Genomic DNA, 1,139 nt, shown 5'->3' with positions numbered 1-1,139 from the left:
TTGCTGTGGTTCTTGGATTTCACGTTGAGATTGCCGTGACCATAAGAGAACTCCTATGCCAACGCAAACCAAAGCAATAACCGCAGCCAACAACAGAACGAAGAACAGGGATAGGATTGTTATAGTTCGAGTTGGGCTGTCTGCTCCAGCGTAATTGTCATTTCCGTACCAGCTTGCACGAATTGAGCATATACCTGAAGAATTCACAGTCCAGACATACGTAAAACGCCCATCAGAATCCGTCACAACAGTGACCAAAACCATCCACGGCAAATTGTTTATTTTAGCATAGATTGTGACGTTCTCGTTTTGCAGCGATGGCGAAAGCTGTCCCGAAATTGTGAGGGTACTCTCTTGTATGAGATAAGCGGATGAAACATCCAGCGATATTGCCGAAGATTTTAGAGCTTCATAGCTCGCGGAAACCTGTCCAGGAGCCCACTGCTCACAGTTTTCAAGAGTTATCTTTTGTGCAGAGGCATATTTCAAATCTGTTGGGCATTCGCCGACTCTCCACGAAGCCTGCCATTCTCCAACATTCGTGCATTCAGCCATATAATAATAAGCATCATTATACATTACAAAGCAGGCTTGACCCCGTACGTCATGTGGAACATGCGAGAGACGCACAGCAATATTCATGTGAGCCTCGCTTTCATAGTAAAGAAGCAGGACATCAAGACCGCCAGCCTTTATGATGGAAGCAGCAATGTAAGAAAAAAGATCGCAATCTCCGATGTTTTCAATTATTGTCTCCACAGGATATTTAGCTGGCGTAATCTCTTTGTAGGGTATCTGATGCACAATCATTAAGGCTCCATTCACAAAATCCTCGTCGTCTGAGTAAACTTTCCAGAGGCTGTCAGCTATGGGCTTCAAAGCATGGGGCGTTACAAACTTGGCGAAATCATTCTCTGAGTATAGCGTATGACTTTTTTCGGCGTAATACTCATATAGAGACTGCTGAACTGTGACATTTAGCCTATAGTATTTTGACCCATCTGGCTTATCTAGAAGCTGATAAGAACTGACATAACTTTTCGAACTGACGCAGATCGGTGAATGCAAAAACGCAAATAAAACGGCAAATATCAGAAGTAGGAATGGAAGCTTTAGAGATGCTTTTCTCATGAGAAATG

1 protein-coding gene is annotated in these 1,139 nt (G+C 43.4%); it reads right to left on the bottom strand.

Translation table 11 applies throughout. The annotated features are described in order from the left end of the window. Positions 1-1,139 (bottom strand): Ig-like domain repeat protein (locus HXY34_14280; GenBank protein ID NWF97301.1); only part of this gene is annotated, 1,139 nt, incomplete at both ends.

It is taken from the genome of Candidatus Thorarchaeota archaeon (assembly GCA_013388835.1).
Taxonomy (GTDB): Archaea; Asgardarchaeota; Thorarchaeia; order Thorarchaeales; family Thorarchaeaceae; genus JACAEL01.
Note: the sequence above shows the minus strand (reverse complement) of the source record. Positions and strands in the feature narration are given on the sequence as shown.